The 20,591-nt window shown below is 67.4% G+C and carries 19 protein-coding genes; 3 read left to right on the plus strand and 16 right to left on the minus strand.

All coding sequences use genetic code 11. From position 1 onward, the window contains the following. Nucleotides 1-48 precede the first annotated feature (48 nt). The 12 genes from aroB to ASF51_RS10200 all read right to left on the minus strand — a co-directional run bounded on the left by aroB (nt 49) and on the right by ASF51_RS10200 (nt 12,087). Nucleotides 49-1,134, minus strand: coding sequence for a 3-dehydroquinate synthase (gene aroB / locus ASF51_RS10145; RefSeq protein ID WP_055928842.1), 1,086 nt, complete (start codon nt 1,132-1,134; stop codon nt 49-51). Next, on the minus strand, nt 1,131-1,637 hold the full coding sequence (locus ASF51_RS10150) for a shikimate kinase (RefSeq protein WP_055928846.1): 507 nt from the start codon (nt 1,635-1,637) through the stop codon (nt 1,131-1,133). The genes aroB and ASF51_RS10150 overlap by 4 nt, the downstream gene beginning before the upstream one ends. A 12-nt stretch (nt 1,638-1,649) precedes the next feature. After that, nucleotides 1,650-2,855, minus strand: coding sequence for a chorismate synthase (gene aroC / locus ASF51_RS10155; protein ID WP_055928849.1), 1,206 nt, complete (start codon nt 2,853-2,855; stop codon nt 1,650-1,652). Between the two features lie 127 nt (nt 2,856-2,982). Then, complete coding sequence (locus ASF51_RS10160; RefSeq protein ID WP_055928852.1) at nt 2,983-3,852, minus strand: shikimate dehydrogenase; 870 nt, start codon at nt 3,850-3,852, stop codon at nt 2,983-2,985. Beyond that, nucleotides 3,842-5,047: an endolytic transglycosylase MltG gene (gene mltG / locus ASF51_RS10165; RefSeq protein ID WP_235497209.1), complete on the minus strand. Its 1,206-nt coding sequence runs from the start codon at nt 5,045-5,047 to the stop codon at nt 3,842-3,844. Before mltG ends, ASF51_RS10160 begins: the two co-directional genes overlap by 11 nt. Further along, nucleotides 5,040-5,531 carry a Holliday junction resolvase RuvX gene (ruvX, locus tag ASF51_RS10170; RefSeq protein ID WP_082479724.1) on the minus strand — a complete coding sequence of 164 codons (492 nt, stop codon included), beginning with the start codon at nt 5,529-5,531 and terminating at the stop codon, nt 5,040-5,042. Before ruvX ends, mltG begins: the two co-directional genes overlap by 8 nt. Nucleotides 5,532-5,535: 4 nt before the next feature. Further along, nucleotides 5,536-8,193 (minus strand): alanine--tRNA ligase, encoded by a 2,658-nt coding sequence (alaS, locus tag ASF51_RS10175; RefSeq protein ID WP_055928855.1) that lies wholly within the window; start codon nt 8,191-8,193, stop codon nt 5,536-5,538. A 73-nt stretch (nt 8,194-8,266) separates the two neighbouring features. Further along, entirely contained in the window at nt 8,267-8,485 is a 219-nt protein-coding gene (locus ASF51_RS10180; protein ID WP_055928858.1) for a hypothetical protein, read from the minus strand. 41 nt (nt 8,486-8,526) lie between these two features. Further along, nucleotides 8,527-9,297 carry a hypothetical protein gene (locus ASF51_RS10185; protein ID WP_055928860.1) on the minus strand — a complete coding sequence of 257 codons (771 nt, stop codon included), beginning with the start codon at nt 9,295-9,297 and terminating at the stop codon, nt 8,527-8,529. A 7-nt stretch (nt 9,298-9,304) separates the two neighbouring features. Further along, nucleotides 9,305-9,700 carry a DUF948 domain-containing protein gene (locus ASF51_RS10190; RefSeq protein ID WP_055928862.1) on the minus strand — a complete coding sequence of 132 codons (396 nt, stop codon included), beginning with the start codon at nt 9,698-9,700 and terminating at the stop codon, nt 9,305-9,307. A gap of 113 nt (nt 9,701-9,813) precedes the next feature. Next, nucleotides 9,814-10,443: a 30S ribosomal protein S4 gene (gene rpsD, locus ASF51_RS10195; RefSeq protein ID WP_055930703.1), complete on the minus strand. Its 630-nt coding sequence runs from the start codon at nt 10,441-10,443 to the stop codon at nt 9,814-9,816. Nucleotides 10,444-10,722: 279 nt separating this feature from the next. Then, on the minus strand, nt 10,723-12,087 hold the full coding sequence (locus tag ASF51_RS10200; protein WP_082479725.1) for a replication-associated recombination protein A: 1,365 nt from the start codon (nt 12,085-12,087) through the stop codon (nt 10,723-10,725). 161 nt (nt 12,088-12,248) lie between these two features. On the opposite strand from ASF51_RS10200, the gene ASF51_RS10205 reads away from it, so the two are divergent. The 3 genes from ASF51_RS10205 (at nt 12,249) to ASF51_RS10215 (ending at nt 15,028) form a co-directional block, all read left to right on the plus strand. Beyond that, nucleotides 12,249-13,049: a peptidylprolyl isomerase gene (locus ASF51_RS10205; protein ID WP_055928865.1), complete on the plus strand. Its 801-nt coding sequence runs from the start codon at nt 12,249-12,251 to the stop codon at nt 13,047-13,049. A gap of 64 nt (nt 13,050-13,113) precedes the next feature. After that, entirely contained in the window at nt 13,114-14,343 is a 1,230-nt protein-coding gene (locus tag ASF51_RS10210; protein ID WP_055930708.1) for a DUF349 domain-containing protein, read from the plus strand. An 85-nt stretch (nt 14,344-14,428) separates the two neighbouring features. Then, entirely contained in the window at nt 14,429-15,028 is a 600-nt protein-coding gene (locus ASF51_RS10215) for a hypothetical protein (protein ID WP_055928868.1), read from the plus strand. Between the two features lie 12 nt (nt 15,029-15,040). Here ASF51_RS10215 and ASF51_RS10220 read toward each other — a convergent pair whose 3' ends face one another. From ASF51_RS10220 to yajC, 4 genes are all read right to left on the minus strand, one after another. After that, nucleotides 15,041-17,293, minus strand: a complete 2,253-nt coding sequence (locus ASF51_RS10220; RefSeq protein ID WP_055928871.1) for a bifunctional (p)ppGpp synthetase/guanosine-3',5'-bis(diphosphate) 3'-pyrophosphohydrolase — start codon at nt 17,291-17,293, stop codon at nt 15,041-15,043. 57 nt (nt 17,294-17,350) lie between these two features. Continuing rightward, nucleotides 17,351-18,382, minus strand: coding sequence for a protein translocase subunit SecF (gene secF / locus ASF51_RS10225; protein WP_055928874.1), 1,032 nt, complete (start codon nt 18,380-18,382; stop codon nt 17,351-17,353). After that, on the minus strand, nt 18,382-20,097 hold the full coding sequence (gene secD, locus ASF51_RS10230) for a protein translocase subunit SecD (protein ID WP_055928877.1): 1,716 nt from the start codon (nt 20,095-20,097) through the stop codon (nt 18,382-18,384). The genes secF and secD overlap by 1 nt, the downstream gene beginning before the upstream one ends. A gap of 85 nt (nt 20,098-20,182) precedes the next feature. Then, on the minus strand, nt 20,183-20,581 hold the full coding sequence (gene yajC / locus ASF51_RS10235; RefSeq protein ID WP_055928881.1) for a preprotein translocase subunit YajC: 399 nt from the start codon (nt 20,579-20,581) through the stop codon (nt 20,183-20,185). Between the last annotated feature and the right edge of the window lie 10 nt (nt 20,582-20,591).

Here is a 20,591-nt window from a genome sequence, read left to right on the forward strand (position 1 = left end):
CCGGGACAGTCATCCACAGATCGGGCAACGCCTCCTGCACAGCTCGGGTCAGGAACCGATCTCCTGATAGGCGGCGAAGAGCAGCGAGGTCTCAGGACCCGCGAGAACCGACGGCTTCGCCAGGTCGTCGAGCACGATGAAACGCAGCATTCCCGCACGGGCCTTCTTGTCGCGCTGCATCGTGGCCAGCAGCGTCTGCCACCGCCCCACCGGATAGCTGACGGGAAGCGTGAGAGAGGTCAGGATGCGCCGGTGCCGATCGACGACCTCGTCCGACAGGGCGCCGGTCAGTCGGCCCAGCTCGGCCGCGAACACCATGCCGACCGAGATCGCGGCGCCGTGCCTCCACTGGTAGCGCTCGGCGTGTTCGATCGCATGCCCCAGCGTGTGGCCGTAGTTGAGGATCTCGCGGAGACCCTGCTCGGTGAAGTCCTCGCCCACGACGCGGGCCTTCATCGCGATCGAGAGCTCGACGACCCGCCTGAACTCGGGAGTCGACGGGTCTGTGGCGCGATCGACGTCGGCCTCGACGATGTCGAGGATCTCCGGCTCCGAGATGAATCCGGCCTTCACGATCTCGGCGAAGCCCGCGAGGATCTCGTTCCGCGGGAGTGTGTCGAAGGTGTCGAGATCGCCGACGACGGCGGAGGGCGCGTAGAAGGTGCCCACGAGGTTCTTGCCCTCGGCCGTGTTGATGCCGTTCTTGCCGCCCACGGCCGCGTCGACGAGACCGAGGACCGAAGTCGGCACCTGCACGAGCCGCACACCGCGCAGCCAGGTCGCCGCGACGAAGCCGGCGAGGTCGGTGATGGCTCCCCCGCCGAAGCCGATCACCGCGTCGGTCCTGGTGAAGTCGCTCTGGCCCATGACCTGCCAGCAGAACGCCGCGACCTCCACGCGTTTCGCCTGCTCGGCATCCGGAACCTCGGCCAGGAGCACCTCGTAGCGGTCGAGGAGACTCTCCCGCATGGCCGCGGCCTTCGCCGCCAGCGTCGGGGCGTGCACGATGAGCACCTTGCGCACGCCCTGGCCCAGGAACTCCGAGAGGTCGCCCACCAGACCGCGGCCGATCACGACCTCGTAGGGGTCTTCGCCGGTGACGGGGATTCGAGTGGCGGGCGTCGTATCGGTCATGGTGTGTCTCTCTGGTGGCTTCGGCTGCGCGCCCACTGGGCGATCTCGGTGGCGATGAGCTCGGTCGGTCTGTGCGAGGTGTCGACCCGGAAGTCGGCGAGCGATTCGTAGAGCTCGCGTCGGGAATCGACGAGTGCCTGCCACGACTCGATCGATGACACGAGCGGCCGCTTGCCGTTCGACAGGCGTGCGGCCACGGCCGATGCCTCCACCGTCAGGAGCACCACGGGAAGGTCGGCGATGTCGTCACGGGTTCGCGGATCGAGCACCGCGCCTCCCCCGAAGGCGACGACGCCGCTGCCGACGAGCGCATGCTCGACCGCGATGCGTTCCAGTGTTCTGAAATGAGGTTCCCCGTGGGTCGCGAACAGCTCGGAGATGGGGCCGTGCTCCCGAACGATCTCGGTGTCGGTGTCGGTGAAGGGAACACCGAGGATGCGGGAGAGCTTCTTGCCGATCCGCGACTTTCCGGCCGCGGGCGCACCGATCAGCACGACGAGCATCGGGGCGGGCCGCTAGTCGGTGCCGTCGGTGCCGGCGGATGCGAGTCGCTCGGGAATGTGCGCGAGGTACGACTCGAGGTTGCGTCTGGTCTCCGGAACGGAGTCGCCGCCGAACTTCTCGAGCACGGAGTTCGCCAGGACGAGGGCGACCATGGCCTCCGCCACGACTCCGGCCGCGGGCACCGCGCAGACGTCGGAGCGCTGGTGGTGGGCTGCTGCTGCCTCACCCGTGGCCACGTCGACGGTGCGGAGGGCGTGCGGGATCGTCGCGATCGGCTTCATCCCTGCTCGCACGCGCAGCACCGTTCCGGTGCTCATGCCGCCTTCGGTGCCTCCGGCCTTGTCGCTGAGACGCGCGATACGCCCGTCTGCCTGAACGAGCTCGTCATGGGCATCCGACCCCCGACGTGTCGTCGTGAGGAACCCGTCGCCGACCTCGACGCCCTTGATGGCCTGGATGCCCATCAGGGCCGCGGCCAGAGCGGAATCGAGTCGTCGGTCCCAGTGCACGTAGGAGCCGAGGCCCGGGGGCACCCCGTAGGCGAGCACCTCGACGACGCCGCCGAGAGTGTCGCCGTCTTTGTGGGCGGCGTCGACCTCGGCCACCATCAGGGCGCTCGTCGCCTCGTCGAAGCACCGCAGCGGGTCGGCGTCGAGCGCGTCGACGTCGCGTGGCAGGGGAAGCGGACTGCCCTCGGGCACCCGCACGGGGCCGATAGAGAGCGTGTGGCTGACGAGCGTGATGCCGAGCTCCGAGAGGAAGCTTCTCGCCACGGCACCCAGGGCCACCCGCGCGGCCGTCTCCCTGGCGCTCGCGCGCTCGAGAACGGGCCTGGCCTCGTCGAAGCCGTACTTCTGCATGCCCACGAGGTCGGCGTGGCCCGGGCGCGGCCGGGTGAGAGGCGCGCCACGGCCCCTGCTCGCCTGGTCGGCGTCGACGGGCTCCGGGCTCATCACCTCGACCCACTTCGGCCACTCGGTGTTGCCGATGCGGATGGCGATGGGGCTTCCGAGCGAGTAACCGTGCCGAACACCGGCGGAGAGCGTCAGCTCGTCTTGTTCGAACTTCATGCGCGCCCCGCGGCCGTAGCCGAGCTTGCGACGGGCCAGGTCGGCACGGACGTCGTCCATGAGCACGGGGACGCCCGCGGGCAGCCCCTCGAGGGTGGCGATGAGCTCGGGGCCGTGCGACTCACCGGCGGTGATCCAACGAAGCATAAGAAAGCTGTTCCTTCAGGCGGCAGAGCGGTCACCGGCGGCCGGTGACCGGTGTGCGGACGGGTCGGCGTGCAGACAGCCGACATCCGATCTTCCCATAGATCGTCTGCGGCCTCGGGCGACGAGGCTATGGGGTGGGCGATGCCCCCGGCGCATCGAGCGACGATTCCATGGCCGATAGCACGGCGGCCTCGTCGGTCAGCGGGAGGGCTGGATCGCCGTTCACGAACACGCGCACCTGGAGCAGGGCCTGGTGCAGCAGCATACGAAGGCCCGACACGACCTGCCGATCTGCGAGCGACCACACCGCACCGAGCGCGCTCGGCCACGGATGGTAAGCCACATCGAGCAGGTGCGACCGGGAGGGCAGCGAGCTCTGCCGCAGGAGCTCGACGGGGCCGGCGTCTCCCGGCAGCGTGGAGATCACGAGGGATGCGTCGACGAGGTCGAGCGATGCGGCCGTCAGCGGAAGCAGGGTGATCGCCGTGCCGGAGGCGGCGGTGATCTGCCTCAGCGGCTCGGCCTTCTCCGGTCTCCTCGCGAGCACGCTCACATGCTCCGCGCCGAGCTGGGCCGCCGCCACGACGGCCGAGGCCGCGGTCGCGCCGCCGCCGAGCACCGCAACGTGGCGCGCGGACTCGATGGACTTCTCGGCGAGGGCGCGCACGATGCCCCCGACATCGGTGTTGAAACCGTCGAGACGCCGCGAGCCGCCCTCGTGAGAGAAGCGCACGGTGTTGGTCGACCCGGTCAGAATGCTCAACTCGTCGCGGTGGTCGAGCAGGGGCCGGATTCCGTGCTTCAGTGGCATAGTGAGAGAGAGGCCCACCCACTCCGCCCCGCGCTCGGCCACGAACGCGGCCAGCTCGTTCTCGGAGACATCGATCGCCTCGTAGTGCCAGTCGAGACCGAGCACGGAGTAGGCGGCCCTGTGCAGACGCGGCGACAGCGAGTGCGCTATCGGCGATCCGAGAACGGCCAGGCGGCTACTCGACATCGGGATGCGCCGCCCACCACTCCTGCAGGCGCTCGACCGCTGCGGCGTGCTCGTCGGCGGTCTCGGAGAACACCGTCTCGCCGGTGTCGAGGTCGACGGTCACGAAGAAGAGCCAGGGTCCGTCGACCGGATGCAGCGCCGCGTTGATCGCGTCGTCGCCCGGGTTGGAGATGGGCCCCACCGGGAGGCCCGGGTTGGCGTAGGTGTTGTAGAGGTTGGATGCGTCCTCGCGCTCCTCGGGGGTCGTCTCGACGCGACTGTGGCCGGCGCCGTACGCGACCGTCGCATCCGATTCGAGGTTCATGCCGATGTTGAGCCTGTTCGTGAAGACCCGCGAGACCTTGAACATGTCTTCCGAGCTTCCGGCCTCCTTCTGGATGAGGGCGGCGAGGGTGACGACCCGGAAGCGGTCGGCCGGCGCGACCCCGGCCGCGTCGAGCGACTCGAACGACCGGTTCACCATGGTCTGCAGCATGTCTGTCGGAGTCTGGTCGGGCTCGAACTGGTAGGTCGCGGGGAAGAGGAATCCTTCGATGGAGGGGGCTTCGGCGGGCACGCCGAGCGCGGCGTAGTTCGCCCCCACCGCCTGGAACTCTTCGATGGGCATGCCGGTGACGTCGGCCAGCTCCTGGTAGATGCCCTTGGCACTCGATCCCTCGGGGATCGTGACCGTGAAGTCGACCTTGTTGGCCGGGTCGAGGAGGGCCGACAGCGCGGCCTTCGAGCTCATCTTCTCGGCGAGCTTGAATGTGCCCGTCTGGAACACCGGTTGCGGGTTCTCTTTCAGCAGCAGGGAATAGAAGGTGTCGGAGCTCTTGACGACTCCGGCCTCCTGCAGCTTCACTCCGATCGCATCGCCGAACTCTCCGTCGGCGATCTTGACCATCACCTCGCCCGAGCCGTCTCCGCTGTAGTCGTCCGTCGACTCCGGGGACAGCATCGCGGTGATCTGCGGCTCGAATGTCGAGTACACGAACGCCCCCGCCCCGGCGACAAGGCCGAGGATCACGACGGTGACGATGACCGCGGTGAGCGCGCGGCGACGTCGAGGCGGCCTGCCGGACGGCCGTGCGGTGGAATGCGTCTCGCGTCGTTCCCTGCGAGACTGCGCCTGAACCGCGGGCTTCGACGTCGAAGCGGGTTCACGCAGGAACTCGGAGAACGGGTGGTCTTCTGGTGGCTGGCGATCAGTCACGGTAATCCCCCTGTGGATCGGGTCCCAACTCGGATGCGGCGATCCCGGGCGGGTTTCCCGTGGACGCCTCCGAATCGAGGGCATGCTGCAAAAGTATAACCGCGGCGATCTGGTCGATCACTGGACGCGAGCCTTTCACAGCGCGGCCGGAGGTATGGAGCGCGGCCTGGGCCGATACGGTCGTGAGTCTTTCGTCGATCATGCGCACCGGCGTCTTCGCGGCGGTCGCGATCCGCAGGGCGAAGGCGATCGCGTCGTCTGTCGACGGGGTGTTGGCTCCCGAGAGCGAAAGAGGGAGGCCGACGACGATCTCCGTGCAGTCGAGTTCGGCGCAGAGCGCGGCGATCCTGTCGACGTCGGCCGAGCCGTCTGAGGCTCGAGCCACCGTCTCGACCGGCGTTGCCAGCATGCCGTGGAAGTCGCTGCGGGCGACGCCGATGCGGGCTCTGCCCACATCGACGCCGAGGCGCACGCCCGACCTCACCCGATCAGCCCAGAACCGTCTGCGACACCGCCGTGAGAGCGCTGTCGATCGCGGCCACGAGAGTGCCGCCACCCTGGGCCAGGTCGTCTTTTCCGCCTCCGCCGCCGCCGAGAATGGATGCGGCCTGCTTGGCGAGTGCCCCGGCCCGATGACCGAGTGCGCGTGCGGCGTCGTTGGTCGCGACGATCACGACGGGCTTCTCGCCCACCACTGCCGCGAGGGCGACGACGGCGGGAGCCGAGCCGAGACGCTCGCGGACGCCGGTCACCAGCGCACGCAGATCGTCTGACGACGAGAGTTCGCCCGCATCGGCTGCGACGAGGCGCAACTCCCCCGCGGTGCGTGCCGACTCGACGAAGCCGGGAACCCGGGCGGTGAGCGCGCTGGCCTCATAGGCCGCGAGCTTCTTCTCGGCGGCCTTGAGATTCGAGACCAGGTCCTGGATGCGCGCGGGCACGTCTTCTCGAGGAGCCTTCAGCGTGGCGGCCAACTGGGTGACGACGCTGCGCTCGGCAGCGAACTGACGGAATGCCTCGATGCCCACGAGGGACTCGACTCTACGGTTGGTCGATCCGATCGACGATTCGCCGAGGATGTTGATCATGCCGATCTCCGAGCTGTGCTGCACGTGAGTGCCGGCGCAGAGTTCGCGCGACCACGGTCCCCCGATGTCGACCACGCGCACGACGTCGCCGTACTTCTCGCCGAACAGGGCCATGGCGCCCAGGGCCTTGGCCTCGTCGAGGGGAAGCTCGCGAGTGACGACCTCGAGGTCGCTGCGGATCGCGAGGTTGGAGATCTCCTCGATCTCCGTTCGCGTCTCGGTCGACAGGGGCTGGTTCCACGAGAAGTCGAGCCGCAGGTAGCCGGCCTTGTTGTACGAACCCGACTGGTGCGCCTGCGGGCCGAGCGTCTGTCGCAGTGCGGCGTGCACCAGGTGGGTTCCCGAGTGCGCCTGGGTAGCACCTCGGCGCCAGTCGGGATCGACCACGGTGGTGGCGGCATCGTCGACGGCGACCTGACCGCTCGTGACGTTCACGCGGTGGCTGATGAGCCCCTTGATCGGCTTCTGCACGTCGAGCACCTCGAGCTCGAAGCCGTCGCCGCGGATCACTCCCGAGTCGGCCTCCTGTCCGCCGGACTCGGCGTAGAGGGTGGTCTCGGCGAGGATGACCTCGAGGGTCTCGCCCGCGACGGCGCTCGTCACGGACTGCCCGTCGATGATGAGGCCCAGGATCGTGGACTCGGTGACCAGCTCGTCGTAACCGAGGAAGGTGGTCTCGCCGGCAGCGCGGAACTGGCTGTAGACGCCCAGGTCGGTGATGCCGAGCTTCTTGGCCTTCGAATCGGCCTTGGCGCGCTGCTTCTGCTCGCTCATCAGGGATTCGAACGCCACGCGGTCGACCGCGAGTCCGGCCTCCTCGGCCATCTCCATGGTGAGGTCGATCGGAAAGCCGTAGGTGTCGTGCAGCTGGAACGCCGTGTCGCCGGCGAGGTTCTCGGCGCCCTTCTGCTTGGCCGAGCTCACGGCCAGGTCGAGGATGTTGATTCCGCCGCTGAGGGTGCGCAGGAACGACTCCTCCTCCGCATACGCCGTGCGGGAGATGCGGTCGAAGTCGGCCTCGACCTCGGGGTATGCGGCCTTCATGGCGTCGCGGGAGGCGGTGAAGAGCTCGGGGAAGACCGCGGTGTCGACGCCCAGCAGGCGCATGGATCGAACCGAGCGGCGGAGGAGCCGTCGCAGGATGTAGCCGCGGCCCTCGTTCGACGGCATGACCCCGTCGGACATGAGCATCAGGGCACTGCGCACGTGGTCGGCGACCACGCGCATGCGCACATCGTCTTCATGGTCGGCGCCGTAGCGGCGGCCGGAGATGACCGAGGCCGTGTCGAGGACGGGTCGCACCTGGTCGATCTCGTAGAGGTTCTCGACGCCCTGCTTGAGGAAGGCGACGCGCTCGAGGCCCATGCCGGTGTCGATGTTGCGACTCGGCAGGTCCCCGAGGATCTCGAAGTCGTTCTTGCCTGTGCCCTCGCCACGCAGGTACTGCATGAAGACGAGGTTCCAGATCTCGATGTAGCGGTCGTCGTCGACCGCCGGTCCGCCCTCGCGACCGTAGGCGGGGCCGCGGTCGAAGAAGATCTCCGAGCAGGGGCCTGCCGGGCCGGGCTGGCCGGTGGACCAGTAGTTCGAGTCCATGCCCAGGCGCTGGATGCGCTCGTCGGGCAGGCCCGCGGTCTTCTTCCAGTACTCGATGGCCTCGTCGTCGTCTTCGTAGACGGTGACCCACAGGTCCTTCTCGTCGAATCCGAGGCCGCCGTCGGCCTCCGGGGTCACGAGGAGCTCCCAGGCGTAGCGGATCGCCTGCTCCTTGAAGTAGTCGCCGAACGAGAAGTTGCCGTTCATCTGGAAGAACGTGCCGTGGCGGGTCGTCTTGCCCACCTCCTCGATGTCGAGGGTGCGGATGCATTTCTGCACGCTGGTGGCCCGAGGATACGGCGCGGGTACGAGGCCAGTGAGGTAGGGGATGAACGGCACCATGCCCGCGACGGTGAAGAGCAGTGTCGGGTCGTCGCTCACCAGCGAGGCCGACGGAACGACCGTGTGCCCCTTGTCTGCGAAGAAGGTGAGCCAGCGTTGGCGGATATCGGCGGTGTGCATGGTGTCCGTAGCGTTCAGCGCATCGGGCTGCGAGGCGTCGCAGCCACAGACGCGGAAGGGGAAGTGAAGAGGATTACTTGCTGGTCGAGGAGAGCGCCTCGCCGGCGTCGCCGAGCACGGCGCGGAGTTCGGACTCCCGCTCGCGGTAGCCGTCGACGATGGACTCGGTGAATCCCTTGGTGCGCTTGTCGAGATCGGAGAAGAATCTCCGGCCCTCCGCCGTCTGGTTCACCTGGTGGGCGACAACGAATCCGAGGGCGACTCCGAGAGCGAGCCACAGGATTTTCTTCATTGTTCTCTCCTCGAGACGCAGATGGGACGGGTGAGTCGAGTTTAGTCGGCGCGCACGGCGAAGGCGGTCGCCCGCCGGGCCACGTCGTCGTCGAGTCGGCGTCGCCAGGCCGCGTCGAGCGTGGCGTCGTCGGTGTCGTCGTCGAGCACGGTGAGCCAGCCGGAGAGCTCGGCGTCGAGCCACTCGAACTGACGAACGGATGCCGCGAGCACGTCGCGCGGGTGGGTATAGCTCTCCCACGACACGGCGATGCGGTTGAGCACCACGTAGATCCAGGCCTGGTCGAGCACCGCGTCGTCGATGTCTCCCCCGGCGCTCTCCGCGAGCACGGCCTCGAGCGCGGCGACGTCGTCGCGGAGGGCGGCCACGCGTGCGGCCGAGTCGAGACGGGCGTCTCTGGATGCCGCCTTGCCCGCTGCGACGATGCTGCAGGCCTCCTCGCCGTCGACGAGGTCGCGCCGCATGCCCTGGTACAGCTCGGGCAGTGTCAGACGGAGGCTGTCGGGGATGTCGTACGTGGTCACCGGATGCCGTCCGCCGGGGTTGCCGAACACGGTTCCGACCTCCATGGCGGCGACAGTCGGTGCCCCGATGTCGCGCATCGGAGCATCCACGATGGAGGGAGCAGGCTCTGTTGCCACCGGTGTGCCCTGGGCGCCGACGCGTCCGAAGATGTAGTCGGCCTGGGGGTTCACGCCCACGTCGGGATCGGAGGACGAATCCGAGTACCGGATGTAGCGCACCGTGGAGCGCACGATGAAGAACAGGCCGACGGCGAGCCCGATGGCCAGGATGATGAGGAGAAAGCTCACTGTTTGGCTACTTGGACCTGCGGCGACGGGCGGCCGACGTGGAGGTGTCTTTCGGACCCCGGAAGCTCAGGATTCCTGCGCGCACCGCGGCGCTGAATCCGGCGATCTTGATGAGGGGCCCGCCCACGGACGCGGCGAAGAGCGCGACGAGGCTGGTGACGTTGCCCGTGACCTCTGCGACGTTCTTCGTGATCGTGTCGACCCGGGCGATCTGCTTGTTGGCTTCCTGGATGGTCACGGTCGACTCCTCGAGAATCGGGGTGACGTTGTCGCTCAGCTCCTTGATCGCTGCGCGCGTCTCGTCGAACACGCCGCCCAGCTTGATGAGCGGAAGCGCGAGGAACGCCACGAGGACCGCGAAGACCCCGGCCGCGATGAGTCCGGCGATGTCTCCACCTGACATTGGTGAGCTCCTTAGCGGATGCCGGCCATGGGCATCCATTGCAATGAAAAAGGGGCGGGGCACCGATTTCTCGGTGTCCCGCCCCTCAGCGTACCCAATGGGCACGCGATGGATCAGCGTGCGGCGTAGTACTCGACGACGAGCTGCACTTCACAGGTCACGGGGACCTCGGCGCGCAGCGGACGACGGAGCAGGCGGGCCTGCAGCTTGTCGATCTCGACCTCGAGGTAACCCGGAACCTTGGGGAGCACGTCGAGGTGACCACCGGCGGCGGCGACCTGGAACGGCTCGGTTCCTTCGCTCTTCGGCTTCACGTGGATGAGCTGGCCCGGCTTCACGCGGAAGGAGGGGCGGTCCACGAGCTGGCCGTCGACCAGGATGTGGCGGTGAACGACGAGCTGGCGAGCCTGCGCGGTGGTGCGGGCGAGGCCCGAACGCACGACGAGGGCGTCGAGACGCATCTCGAGCAGCTCGACCAGGTTCTCACCGGTCAGGCCCTTGGCGCGACGCGCCTCTTCGAAGACGATCTTGAGCTGGGCCTCACGGATGCCGTACTGGGCACGCAGACGCTGCTTCTCCCGCAGACGAACGGCGTAGTCGGAGTCGGCCTTGCGCTTGGTGCGGCCGTGCTCGCCCGGAGCGTAGGGACGCTTCTCGAGGTACTTCGCGGCCTTCGGGGTGAGGGCGATGCCGAGGGCTCGCGAGAGGCGGGTCTTGCTGCGTGTACGTGACTTGGTAGACATGTACATCCTTTCAGTGAATCGTCGTGCTGGATGAGGCGAGGACAGGGTGTCTGAACGCGCGGAGAACACACCGCGATTCGGGCAGGATCTGTGAGGATCGAGCCTCGAGGCGGAGGGAAAGTCAGAGGATTGTGCCGGGATCGGTTCGGCTACAGAACACGACCGCATTCACTGGATGGATTCGCAGCCGCACGAAAGCCACCCGGAACAGGCGTATCGACACTACCACAGTCGCGCATGTATGCCGAAGAAGAGTCGCCGACGTGGGGCGCCGGGCGTCTAACGGCCGCGTGTGATCTGCCGGAGCTTGGCGAGCCGCGCAGACACGTCGCGCTCGTTGCCGTGCTCCGTGGGGCGGTAGTACTCGGTGCGGCCGAGCTCGTCGGGCAGGTACTGCTGGCCGAGGACTCCCCTGTCGTCGTCGTGCGGGTACTTGTAGCCTTTGCCGTGGCCGAGCCTCTTGGCGCCGGGATAGTGGGCGTCGCGCAGGTGTTTCGGCACGCGCCCGAACTTGCCGGCCCGGATGTCGCCGATGGCCTGGTCGATCGCGAGGTACGACGCGTTCGACTTGGGGGCGGTGGCGAGGTACACGGTGGCCTCGGCGAGCGGGATGCGCCCCTCGGGCATTCCGATGAATTGAACCGCGTCGGCCGCGGCGACGGCAACCACGAGGGCCTGCGGGTCGGCCATGCCGATGTCTTCGGATGCCGACACGATGAGACGTCGGCAGATGAAACGCGGGTCTTCGCCCGCCTCGATCATGCGAGCCAGGTAGTGCACCGATGCGTCGACGTCGGAGCCCCTGATCGACTTGATGAAGGCGCTGATCACGTCGTAGTGCTCGTCGCCGTTGCGGTCGTAGCGCAGTAGCGCCCGGTCGACGGCCTGCGCCACGGTCTCCTCGGTGATGAGGGGCGCCTCTGCGGTCGCCGACTCCGGGTCGTCGGACCCCGACGGAACGGTCGAGGCAAGGATGGAGCCCGCCGAGGCCTCGAGGGCGGTGAGCGCTCGGCGTGCATCGCCGGATGCGAGCCGCACGATGGCGGATCGGGCGTCGGGGTCGAGACGCACGCGATCGTCGAGCCCCCGGGCATCCGACACGGCCCGGTCGACGACGATGCCGAGATCGTCGTCGCTGAGCTGTTCGAGCGTCAGCAGAAGCGACCTCGACAACAGTGGGGAGATGACGGAGAACGAGGGATTCTCGGTCGTCGCGGCGACGAGGATGACCCAGCCGTTCTCGACGCCCGGAAGAAGAGCGTCTTGCTGGGCCTTGGTGAAGCGGTGGATCTCGTCGAGGAAGAGCACGGTCGAGAGCCCGTAGAGGTCGCGGCTGCGGAACGCCTCCTCCATGACCTGGCGCACGTCTTTGACGCCGGCGGTGACGGCGGAGAGCTCGACGAACTTGCGGCCGGAGCTGTGTGCGATCGCCTGGGCGAGGGTGGTCTTGCCCGTGCCGGGCGGGCCCCAGAGGATGACGGACACGGAGCCCTGCGTGCCCTCGGTGTCGGAGGCCAGATTGACCAGCGGCGATCCGGGCCTCAGAAGGTGCTTCTGGCCGGCCACCTCGTCGAGCGAGCGGGGCCGCATGCGCACGGCGAGGGGTACCGATCCGCTGTGCAGACCCGGCTGGGAGGAGACCATCCTCCAAGGCTACCGGCAGCATCCGACACCGGCCCCGGGAACGCCGGGTTGGGAAGGAGGCCCCGTGGCCCGTAAAGTTCAGGAGGGATTCGCGCACAGGGCGCGAGCAGACCGTACCCGAAGAAGAGTGTTCGCCCGAGCGATCGGGCGATGGAGGATCCGTGGCACCGAGGAACCAGGACCGAGAGGCCCGCGCTGCACGTCAGCGTCTGCGCGACTACCAGGCGCGCCAGACCATGCACGCCTCGAAGATCGCACGGCGCCGACGCGACAACATCCTTGCGGTGATCGTGGCGCTCCTCGTGATCGCCGCGGCCGTCGTCGTGCAGGTCTTCTACTTCTCCGGCGGTCCCGGAACCCCGACGCCGACGCCGAGCTCGACAGCGTCGCCCACCGACACGCCCGCGCCGACCTCGACGCCCAATTCGGCCGACGTGCCCGACCCCGCCGCGGCAGAAGGCCGCACCTGGACGGGTGACATGACGATCAACGACATTCCCGTGGGCATCTCGCTCGACGGTGCGGCGGCCCCGCAGGGGGTCGCGAACTTCGTGACCCTCGCCCAGAAGGGCTTCTACAACGGGCTCACGTGCCACAGGCTCACCACCTCCCCCGGCTTCGGCGTGCTCCAGTGCGGCGACCCGAACGGCGACGGCTCGGGAGGCCCCGGCTACAGCTTCGGGCCCATCGAGAACGCGCCGGAGGGCGACGTCTACCCGGCGGGAACCATCGCGATGGCGCGCCAGAGCGAGAACGGCTCGAGCATGGGCAGCCAGTTCTTCATCGTCTACGAGGACACCACCATCGGGTCGGACACGGCGGGCGGCTACACGGTGCTCGGCACCGTGACCAGCGGGCTCGACGAGCTGAAGGCCGGGGTCGTCGCCGCGGGCACCGCCGACGGATCGGCCGACGGCAAGCCGGCGATTCCCGTTACCATCGGCTCTATCGCGGTTCAGTAACCTCCTGCCCTCGTGCAATAGGCTTCAATCGCGCATTCCGAACAACGTCGACAGGGTGATTTTCGTGACCAGTAGTGCTGAGCATCCATTTGGACGCGTAGATGAGACCGGAACGGTCTATCTCCGCGAAGCGTCCGGCGAGCGTGTGATCGGGCAGTATCCCGATGGCACGGCCGAGGAGGCCCTCGGGTACTTCGAACGCAAATACACCGATCTGGCGGGGCAGGTGACCCTGCTCGAGCAGCGCGCCAAACGAGGCGCTTCGGCCGCCGACATCGGCAAGGCCGTCAAGGCCCTCAGCGAGGCCGTGTCGAGCGCGAACGCGCTGGGCAACCTCGAGGCCCTCTCCACGCGCCTTGCTGCCCTCACGGAGACTCTCGGAGCCCTGAACGAGCAGCAGTCCGCCGAGGCGAAGGCGCAACTGGCCGAGGCCGTGGAGTATCGCACCGCCATCGTGACCGAGATCGAGGCCCTGGCCGCCGAAGACCCTGCGAAGGCGCAGTGGAAACAGGTGACCAGCACGCTCGACTCCCTCTTCTCCCGGTGGCAGAAGCATCAGCAGGAGGGTCCCCGCCTTCCGCGCGCCGAGGCGAACGAGCTGTGGAAGCGATTCCGCGACGCTCGCACGATCATCGAGCAGCACCGCAAAGCGTTCTTCTCCGAGCTCGACAACGCGCATCGCGACGCACGAACGAAGAAGCAGCAGCTCGTCGTCGCGGCCGAGGCCCTGGCCGAGAAGGGCGCCGACGGCGTCAACGCCTACCGCGACCTGCTCGACGAATGGAAGAAGGCGGGCCGGGCCGGCAAGCGCTACGACGACTCCCTGTGGGAGAAGTTCAAGGCTGCCGGAGACGTTCTCTACGGGGCGCGCAGCGAGATCGTCGCGAAAGACGACGAGGAATTCGCCGGCAACCTGCAGCTCAAGCTCGAACTGCTGACCGAGGCGGAGCCCCTTCTCACGGAGACCGACCGTACGCGGGCGAAAGAGAAGCTCACCGGCATCCAGCGTCGTTGGGACGAGATCGGCAAGGTGCCGCGCGACCAGGTCAAGCCGATCGAGGATCGGCTGCGCAAGGTCGAGGCCGCCGTTCGCAAACTCGACGAGGACTTCTGGCAGAAGAACAACCCGGAGAAGAAGGCTCGAGCAGAGGGTCTTGCCGGACAGCTTCACGACGCGATCGAGAAGCTCCAGACGGAGATCACTGAGGCCCAGGCCGCGGGAGACACCCGCAAGGCGAAGGAGCTCCAGGAGTCCCTCGATGCCCGCAAGGTCTGGCTCGACGCCCTCGGCTGACCCGGCCGCACGGCGCTGATCGCGAGTTCTCCACAGATTTCGCTCGCTGCGGGAGCGGTGTCCGACGAGCCGTCACAGTGGAGCCATGACGCGACTCCAACCCGTTCTGACCGAAGCCGATCTCCCGCTGAGCGAGCTCTGGGCGGCCTGTCGCGACGGCGAACTCGTGCCCCTGTCGTCGTCGGCCTTCGTGTTCGCCGACCTGCCGCAGACCCCGGCGGTGCGCGCACTGGCCGTGCAGCCCGTGCTCGGCCACCGCATGATCGTCGAGCGCCGGAGCGCCGCCTGGGTGCACGGCGCGCTGCGGCGTGCTCCTCGCATCCACACCGTGGCTGTGCGCTACGAGCACCGTTCCCGCGCCTCGCATGACCTCACGACCGTTCGCGAGGTGGTGCTGCGGCGGGGAGACACGACGACCATCGCCGGCATCGAGGTCACGACTGAACTGCGCACGGCCGTCGATCTCGCGCGAGATCGAGGTTTCGACTCCGCTCGAGACTCCCCCGTCGTCGCGCGACTGCTCTCGACGTCCGGGCTGCCCGAGTGCCGCGATTACCTCGACCGTGCACGAAACCTGCCCCACAAGGCGCTCGCGCTACGCCGCATCACCGACGCCCTTATGACGGAGGCGACGGGCGGATGGGCCGACGAATCATCGATTCGCGGTGTGGTCAGCCGTCGCTGACCCTGTACGGCGTCAGCCGTCGCTGACCCTGTACACGTCGTAGACGGCGTCGATGCGACGCACGGCATTCAGCACCCGATCGAGGTGCGTGGTGTCGCCCATCTCGAAGACGAAGCGGCTGATGGCGAGACGATCGGACGAGGTGTTGACGGTGGCTGAGAGGATGTTCACGTGGTGCTCGGAGAGAACCCGCGTCACGTCGGAGAGCAGCCCCGACCGATCGAGCGCCTCGACCTGGATCTGAACGAGGAACAGGCTCTTCGACGAGGGGGCCCACTCCACGTCGATCATGCGCTCCGGCTCGTTGAGCAGGGAGGCGACGTTGTGGCAGTCCGACTGGTGCACCGAGACGCCGGATCCGCGTGTCACGAATCCGACGATCTTGTCGCCGGGAACCGGAGTGCAGCACTTGGCGAGCTTCACGAGGATGTCGGGAGCACCTCTGACGAGCACGCCCGAGTCGCTGAGCTTGCTGCGTCGGCGCCCGTGCACGACGACATCGAGGTCGGAGTCCTCGCTGATCGCCTCGTTCTGCAGGCCGGCGAGCACCTTCTCGATCACCGACTGGGTAGAGACGTGGCCCTCACCGATCGCCGCGTACAGGCCCGAGACGCTGTCGTACCGCATCTGCGACGCGACCTCTGCGAACGAATCCTGGCTCATGAGCTTCTGGAGGGGCAGGTTCTGCTTGCGCATCGCGCGGGCGATGGCGTCCTTGCCCTGCTCGATCGCCTCGTCGCGCCGTTCCTTGGTGAACCACTGGCGGATCTTGTTGCGCGCGCGCGGGCTCTGCACGAAGGCGAGCCAGTCCTGGCTGGGACCGGAATCGGGATTCTTCGAGGTGAAGACCTCGACAGAGTCGCCGCTGTTCAGCGTCGATTCGAGAGGGACGAGTCGCCCGTTGACCTTGGCGCCCATCGTGCGGTGACCGACCTCGGTGTGCACCGCGTAGGCGAAGTCCACTGGCGTCGCGCCCGCGGGAAGGCCGATGACCTTGCCCTTCGGAGTGAACACGTAGACCTCTTTGGCACCGATCTCGAAGCGCAGGGAGTCGAGGAACTCGCCGGGGTCGACCGTCTCGGCCTGCCAGTCGGAGATGCGCGCGAGCCAGGCCATGTCGTTGTCGGCGCCCTGGTCGACCTGGGTGGTGCGACCGCCGTTCACACGCTCCTTGTACTTCCAGTGCGCGGCGACGCCGTACTCGGCCTGCCGGTGCATCTCGTGGGTGCGGATCTGGATCTCCACCGCGCGACCGTCTGGACCGATGACGGTGGTGTGCAGCGACTGGTAGAGGTTGAACTTCGGCGTCGCGATGTAGTCCTTGAAGCGACCGGGAATCGGGTTCCACCGGGCATGGATCGATCCGAGGACGGCGTAGCAGTCTCGAAGGGAGTTGACGAGCACCCGGATTCCGACGAGGTCGTAGATCTCGTCGAAGTCGCGACCACGCAGGATCATCTTCTGGTAGATCGAGTAGTACTGCTTGGGCCGGCCGACGACCTTGCCGCGGATCTTCGAACTCTTGAGGTCGTCGTTGACCGAGTCGATGACCTGCTGAACGTAGGCCTCGCGCTGCGGAGTGCGCTGGCGCACCAGGTTCTCGATCTCGACGTAGAGCTTCGGATACAGCACGGCGAAGCTCAGGTCTTCGAGCTCCCACTTGATGGTCTGGATACCGAGGCGGTGCGCCAGGGGCGCATAGATCTCGAGGGTCTCCTTGGCTTTGCGTTCGGCGGATGCCGCCGGCACGAAACCCCAGGTGCGCGCGTTGTGCAGGCGGTCGGCAAGCTTGATGATCAGCACCCGGATGTCTCTCGACATGGCGACGATCATCTTGCGCACGGTCTCGGCCTGGGCGCTGTCGCCGTACTTGACCTTGTCGAGCTTGGTCACGCCGTCGACGAGCATCGCGACCTCGTCGCCGAAGTCCGCCCGCAGCTGGTCGAGGGAGTATTCCGTGTCTTCGACGGTGTCGTGCAGCAGCGCCGCCGCGACCGTCTTCGACCCGATGCCCAGGTCGGCCAGGATCTGCGCCACGGCGACCGGATGCGTGATGTAGGGCTCGCCGCTACGCCTCTTCTGGCCGTCGTGGGCGCGCTCGGCCACCGCGTAGGCGCGCTCGATGACGGTGAGGTCGGCCTTCGGGTGATTCAGTCGAACGGTGCGCATGAGCGCATCGACTGCACCGGTCGGCTGGGCCCGCGAGAAGATGCGGGGAACCAGGCGGCGCAGGCTGGCGTTCGACGTCGTCGTGCTGTCCGTCATAGTGAGGCCTCCGCTGTCAATTATCCCCCGTGCCGCACCGTGCCGAGGACCGCCGGGTTACGCCGTGGGCTGACCCTCCACGATGGCGTCCGTGGGACGGCCGCCCGCCGACGCGCGGGCGCGTTCCGCCAACGTGCGCTCGTTCTGCTTCGCGATCTTGGGCTCACGCTCCCGCATCTGCGCGTAGAGGGGCGCCGCGACGAAGATCGTCGAGTACGTGCCGACGAGAATTCCGACGAGCAGTGCGAGCGAGATGTCGCGGAGGGTGTCTGCGCCGAGCACGAAGGCGCCGATGAAGAGGATGGCTGCCACCGGCAGGGCCGCCACGACCGCCGTGTTGATGGATCTCACGAGAGTCTGGTTGACCGCCAGGTTGACCGCCTCCCCGAAGGTGAGGTGCGAGTCCTTGCCGAGCCTCGCCGTGTTCTCGCGCACCTTGTCGAAGACCACGACCGTGTCGTAGAGCGAGTATCCGAGGATGGTGAGGAAGCCGATGACGGCGGCGGGGGTGATCTCGAATCCGGTCGCCGCATAGACGCCGGCCGTGAGCACGAGGTCGTGCAGCAGCGCGAGCATGGCCGCGGCCGACATCTTCCACGTGCGGAAGTAGATGGCCATCGCGATACCCGCGAGGATGAGGAAGACGACCAGTCCTCGAATGGCCTGCCCGGTCACGTCGGAGCCCCACGAGGCGCCGATGAACGAGGCGGTGATCTCGGACTCGGGCACGTTGTAGGCCTCTGCCAGTGCCGTGCGCACCTGGTTGGTCTCGTCAGTGGTGAGCTGGTCGGTCTGAACGCGCAGCCCCGAAGCGCCCAGGGTCGACACGCGGGCCACAGCCTGCGGCACGACGGATGCGACGGCCTCCTCGGCCGCGGACTGCGGGGTCTTCGCCACCTCGCTCACGACGAACTGCGATCCGCCGCGGAACTCGATGCCGAAGTTGAATCCGCCCTTGATCAGGGGGATGGCGACCGACGCGATCATGAGCACGATCGCGATCGTGTACCAGATACGGCGGTGCTTGATGAAGTCGAAGGACCGCTTGCCCGTGTAGAGGTCGTTTCCGAACTGCGCGAAACTGGCCATCAGGAGTCCTTCCCGTCTTTCTTGCTATCGGCGGGCTTCTCAGCCGTGAGCTGGGCGGCCTTGCGCTCGGCGATGGTCTGCCGGATGGCGGCCTCTCGTCCGGCGCCGGCCTTCTTCGTGGCGGCGCCTTCGACGGGCTTGCGGAACTCCGCTCGGCCTCGGTAGATGGCGCCCAGGGCGGTCGGGTCGAGACCGGATGCCTTGTGCCCGCTCGAGAAGAACCTGGTCGTGGCGAGGAGGCGCAGCACGGGGTGCGTGAACAGGATGACGACGAGCACGTCGATGATGGTGGTGACGCCGAGCGTGAGCGCGAATCCGCGCACGTTGCCGACGGCCAGCACGTAGAGCACCACTGCCGACAGCAGGTTGACGGCCTTGGCGGCGTAGATGGTGCGCTTTGCACGACGCCATCCCGCCTCGACGGCGGAGGCCAGCCCCTTGCCGTCTCGGAGTTCGTCTCGTATTCGTTCGAAGTACACGATGAAGGAGTCGGCCGTGAATCCGATGGCGACGATCAGACCTGCCACGCCGGCGAGCGAGAGGCGGAAGTCGATGCGCCATGACATGAGTGCGATCACGAGGTAGGTCATGATTCCGGCGACGACGAGCGAGGCGACGGTGACGAGACCCAGGGTGCGGTACTGGAAGAGCGAGTAGATCACCACGAGGATGAGGCCGATGAGGCCGGCGATGAGACCGCTGAGCAGCTGCGAGGAACCGAGCGTGGCGGAGACGGAGTCGTTGCTCTGCACGGTGAATCCGATCGGCAGCGCGCCGAACTTCAATTGGTCGGCGAGCGACTTGGCCGTGTCTTCGGTGAACGACCCGGAGATCTGCGGTCGACCGTCGGTGATCACGGCGTTGGTCGTCGGAGCGGAGATGACCTTGCCGTCGAGCACGATGGCGAACTGGTTCTGCGAACCGGTCAGGGCGTTGAGTCGCGTCGTGACGTCGGCGAACTTCTCGGTGCCTTCTCCGTCGAAGACGATGTTGACGACCCACTGGCCCGTGGAGGCGCCGGTCTGGGTGGTGGCGACGCCGCTGGTGGCGTCGGCGATCATCTCACCGGTCACCTCGACCGGGCCGAGGATGTACTTGGCGGCGCCGGTGTCATCGCAGGCGAGCAGCGGCTTGTCGGCCGGCGCCTGTCCTGCATCCTGTGCACCGTCGGAGTCGCAGCTGAAGTTCGTGAACTCGTCCTGCAGGGCCGGCGTCACCCAGTTCAGGTCGCTCGCGTTCGTCGGTGCCACCGTCGGAGTGTCGGACAGGCCCTCTGCCGGCGTCGCCGTGGGAGTGACCGCGGCGGTCGGGGCCGCGTCGGCGACGAGCACCGGGCGGAACTCCAGCTTCGCCGACGACTCGATGCGGTTCAGCGTGTCCTGGTCGGGCGTTCCCGGAATCGAGACGACGATGTTCTGGCCGCCCTGGGTGCTGATCTCGGCCTCGGAGACACCCGAGGCGTCGACGCGCTGACGGATGATCGACACGGCCTGAGACAGCTGCTCGCCGCTGACCTGCTGGCCGCTCTCGAGCTTCGGCGCCAGGATGATCTGCGTTCCACCCTCGAGGTCGAGTCCGAGCTTGAGGCCCCAGCTGGCGCCGGGTGCGTTCAGCAGCACGCCTCCGGCTATGGTTCCTGCAAGCACTGCGAGGATCACGACGAGCCAGATGAGCGTTCGCCACGCCTGCTTGACCGCGGTAAGAGTTGATGCCACCGGCGAACTCAGCTTTCTTTAGCGCACGCCCGAGGCCGTGACCGACCGGGTGTCTCTGGTGCGCGAGGGGTTGGGAGGAGGAAGGTTACTCGTCGACTTTGTCGGTCTTCGACGGCGTCGTGCCGGGGGTGGTGGGAGTCGAGTCTGAGGACGCCTCGACCTCGTGGGTCTCTTCGACTCGCTCGCCGAAGGCCGGCTCGGTCGTCGCGACGACCGTGTCGTCGGAGTCGTCGTTGTCGGTGTCGTGGTCGTCGATGACACGGGTGACTACCTGGCGGTGCACCGTCAGCACGGTTCCCGGAGTCGTCTCGAGCTGCACCTTGTTGTTCTCTTCGTCGATGTCGAGGATCGTTCCGAAGACGCCGAAGTTGGTCATGACGTCGGCGCCGACCTGGACCTTCTGCTGCAGCTCTGCAGCCTCGCGCTGGCGCTTGCGGCTGTTGCGGAACATGAAGAACACGAGGATGGCCAGTACCGCCAGCATGCCAATGGTT

The organism is Agreia sp. Leaf283 (assembly GCF_001422485.1).
GTDB lineage: Bacteria > Actinomycetota > Actinomycetes > Actinomycetales > Microbacteriaceae > Agreia.